The organism is Sulfitobacter sp. UBA4523 (assembly GCF_002388305.1).
Taxonomy (GTDB): Bacteria; Pseudomonadota; Alphaproteobacteria; order Rhodobacterales; family Rhodobacteraceae; genus Sulfitobacter; species Sulfitobacter pontiacus.
Map to the genome: position 1 here is coordinate 4640 of NZ_DGMH01000040.1, position 3626 is coordinate 8265.

The 3626-nt window shown below is 59.5% G+C and carries 4 protein-coding genes and 1 pseudogene; all 5 read right to left on the reverse strand.

The window, feature by feature from the left end; translation table 11 throughout:
* A partial coding sequence (locus B3849_RS09945; RefSeq protein WP_286780065.1) for a DUF1523 family protein occupies positions 1 to 281 on the reverse strand: 281 nt, incomplete at its 3' end.
* Positions 282 to 293: 12 nt separating this feature from the next.
* Positions 294 to 560 carry a hypothetical protein gene (locus B3849_RS09950; protein ID WP_005851057.1) on the reverse strand — a complete coding sequence of 89 codons (267 nt, stop codon included), beginning with the start codon at positions 558 to 560 and terminating at the stop codon, positions 294 to 296.
* Positions 561 to 595: 35 nt separating this feature from the next.
* Complete coding sequence (locus tag B3849_RS09955) at positions 596 to 1669, reverse strand: histidine kinase dimerization/phosphoacceptor domain -containing protein (RefSeq protein WP_286780066.1); 1074 nt, start codon at positions 1667 to 1669, stop codon at positions 596 to 598.
* Between the two features lie 229 nt (positions 1670 to 1898).
* Positions 1899 to 3122: an aminopeptidase P family protein gene (locus B3849_RS09960; RefSeq protein WP_278425399.1), complete on the reverse strand. Its 1224-nt coding sequence runs from the start codon at positions 3120 to 3122 to the stop codon at positions 1899 to 1901.
* A gap of 120 nt (positions 3123 to 3242) precedes the next feature.
* A pseudogene (locus B3849_RS09965) lies at positions 3243 to 3626 on the reverse strand (alpha/beta hydrolase); the annotation flags it as partial.

Sequence of the window (3626 nt, forward strand, 5' to 3'; positions counted from 1 at the left end):
TTGAAATAGGGCGGCCAGCCCCAGCCGGTATCCTCGTTGCGATAAACCATGACGTCGCCTTTGGCCCGACGCGTCTGGATGAAGAAAACATCGCGGTTGCCCAAGGCGGTGCTGTTGCCCACATCCGCATGCGACCAGAAGATCGAGTTCTCGCCAAAGTCGATGCGCTTTTCATAGGTGTCGGTGATCCGCACGATATCGACCTGAGGCAGCGTATAGTGAAAGAACGCGGCAATGATCAGCCAGATCACACCCCAGAAGGTCCATTTGATGATCGCCATCGGCGTTACCCCTTAGTTAAAGTTGGTGAGGTAGACGGTCAGGATGACCAGCCCCACCGGGACAATATAGACCCCAAGGATCAGCTTGCGACGGATTGACCCGTCATATCGTTTGAGCCCTCGTTGCACGAAAATGTCGCGATCCACAAGACGCGGCCCGTCCGCCCACTTCTGGTAGAGCTTGCCGCGCCGCACCCGACGCGAATAGATCGACAGGGCGATATAGATGATCGTTAGAACGACGAACCCGATGACGATCAACCTTAACAAAGCCAGCATAATCCCTGCGCCTCTCTTGTGCCCCGGGCCGGGTGTCAGTCGGTGACGGGCCAGACGATCTTGATCTCGCCGCCGCTTTCACGCTCTGGCGTTTCCAGCTCTCCGCCCAATTGCTGGGCGGCGGCAAGCAGGATGCGCATGCCGAGCCCCGTGCCCGTGGTCCGATCTTTGGGAATACCGGGGCCGTCGTCAATGCAGCTGAGGTGGTAGAAGCCGCCCTTGCGTTCGCCGCGCAGGTCGAGTGTCCCGCGCTTGCGGCCCTCGTAGGCGTATTTCGCAGCGTTGGTCATCGCCTCGTTCACGATCATCCCCACGGATGACGCAGAGCGAGACGACAGATGCGCCTGATCGACCTCTATGTTCACCTGCACCCCGTCGGGCAATTGTTCACTGGTGGAATGGGCGACCTTCTTCAGGAAGGCTGCGATATCCACCGCGGCACCGGTTTCAGTCAGGTACAACGCTTCATGCAGGCTGCTGATGGTCGACAGGCGGCCCTGAATGGTGTCCAGCGCGGCGCGGGCTTCGGGGGATTTTTCGCTGCGGATCTGGATGCGGATCAATGCCTCTAGGGACTGGAGCGAGTTTTTCACGCGGTGGTCGACCTCTTTGCGCAGCACCTCGGCATCGGCCAGTGCCTTGCGCAGCTCGATCTGCCGCATCGCCTGCCCCGCCAGCACCTTGAGCGCACGGCGCTGAAAATCATTCAGCTGATGCGGTTTCTTATGCAGCACGCAGAGCGTCCCAAGCGGCAGATTCTTGTCATCCTCCAGCAAGGCACCGGCATAGAACCGGATCGAATCCTCGCCAGTGACGAAATTATTGTCAGCGGTGCGCGGATCGGCGGTGGTGTCGGTCACCTCCAGGTAGTCATCGCCCGCGATGGCATGGGCGCAAATACTGTCGGTTATGTCGCTGCCGTCAATTTCAAGCCCGACCTTGGATTTGAACCACTGGCGGTCTTCATCCACCAAAGAGATCAGCGCGATCGGCACCTCGCAAATCTCTGCCGCGAGGCGCGTGATGTCATCGAACCCTTCTTCGGGGGCGGTATCCAGAATATTATATCCCCGCAGCAACGCGAGGCGCATTTCTTCTTGTTCTATCAAAGATGCTTTCATCGGGAACACTCACGAAACAGCGTGCGGAAAGCACTTTTAACCAAGACTAAGGATGCAGACGATAGGCACGGATATGGCCTGACACCCCCATCCCGCGACAGCGATGCGTCAAGATATCGACGTGACAGGGTACGTCAAGCCATATTCCCTGTTTGTACTCGCGGTCACCCCCAACCGCCAAAAGGGCGTTTGCCCCCCGTGAAGGGGGGCAGCGCAATCAGCCTACGACGTTGAAATCAGGGCCATAAGGATAGCCGGTGATATTGTCGTTGCCGTCTTCTGTGATCACCAGAATATCATGTTCGCGGTAGCCGCCCGCGCCGGGTTGGCCTTCGGGAAGGGTCAGCATCGGCTCCATCGAGATGACCATGCCGGGTTCAAGCACCGTGTCGATGTCCTCGCGCAGCTCCAGCCCTGCCTCGCGGCCATAGAAATGCGACAGCACGCCGAACGAATGACCATAGCCGAAGGTGCGGTATTGCAGCAGGTCACGTTCTTCGAGGAAGGCGTTGATCTTGTGGGTCACATCGGCGCAGCTGATACCGGGCTTCAGCAGGCTCATCCCGTATTCATGGGCAGCGACATTTGCCTCCCAGATTTTCAGGCTGGCTGGGTCCACCTCTCCGGCGAACATGGTGCGTTCCAGCGCCACGTAATAGGCCGAGATCATCGGGAAGGTGTTCAGCGACAGGATATCGCCGCGCTCCAGTTGCCGCGCAGTGACCGGATTATGCGCACCATCGGTATTGATGCCGGATTGGAACCACACCCAGGTGTCGCGGTATTCGGCGTCGGGAAACCGCTTGGCAATCTCAAGCTCCATCGCGTCGCGGCCTGCCATTGCGATGTCGATCTCGCGCGCGCCGACCTGGACCGCATCGCGGATCGCATAGCCGCCCACGTCAGCAACCTGAGCGGCCTGACGGATCAACGCAATCTCTGCCGCAGATTTGTGCATCCGCTGGCGCATGGTCGTCTCGAACAGGTCGATCATCACCACCGGCTCAAGGAAATCTTCCAGCTTGTCGCGCTGCATTAGCGTCAGGTGGTCCCCCTCATAGCCGATCACCGCGCCCTTGCCCGTAACCGAGGCGACGGCGCGCCAGTAATTGTCGCGCTGCCAGTCGGTGTAGGTGATGTTGTCGCAAAAGCTTCGGCGCCACGGCTGACCGGCGTCGATGCCTGCGGAAATCGTCACACAGTCTGTCTCGGTCACCACCAGCCCATAGGGGCGGCCAAAGGCGCAATACAGAAAGCCCGAATAATAGGCGATATTGTGCATCGACGTGAAGACCGCCGCCGTCGCTCCGGCCGCATCCATCCGTTCGCGCAGCTCTTCCAGACGCGCTTCGTATTCAGCGGTGTCAAACGGCAGCGGAGACTTCGTGCCGTTATGGAAACGGTACATATCGGGACGGGCGGTTTTAGATGTATTGGTCATATCAGACCCTCCTTCTCAGAAAGGTCCCGGCGTGCAGGACGCAAGGGCCGTGAAATGCAGGACGACGCCATCGTCCCAACCCGCCCCCTGTCTCGCCGATTTGCGCGGCCCGATCAAGGCTCACTTTATGCCAAGCAGCGCTTTCACCATATCGCTGTCGGGGTCTTCCAGCAGGTCGATAATGTCAAAGTGGTGGCGCCCCTCGACGACGAACTGCTTGGCCCCCCACACGCGCGAGAATTGCTCGGCCTGCTCCAGAAAGGCGGGGCGTTCATCGGCCCCGACCCAGATCGTGACGTTCACCCCATGAGGCGGCGTCATATTCACGGGGCTTTCCGCCGTCGCTTCGGCTTCGTCCAGCTGAAGGATGTCGTTCATAGAGGTCTGTAACAGCGGCATCAGATCTGCCACGGGCGAGATGGACACGATATTCTCGATCCGGTCGCGGACATCGCCGGACAGGATCAACGGGTCGGTCATGCGGGCAACCTGCTGCCCACCCGC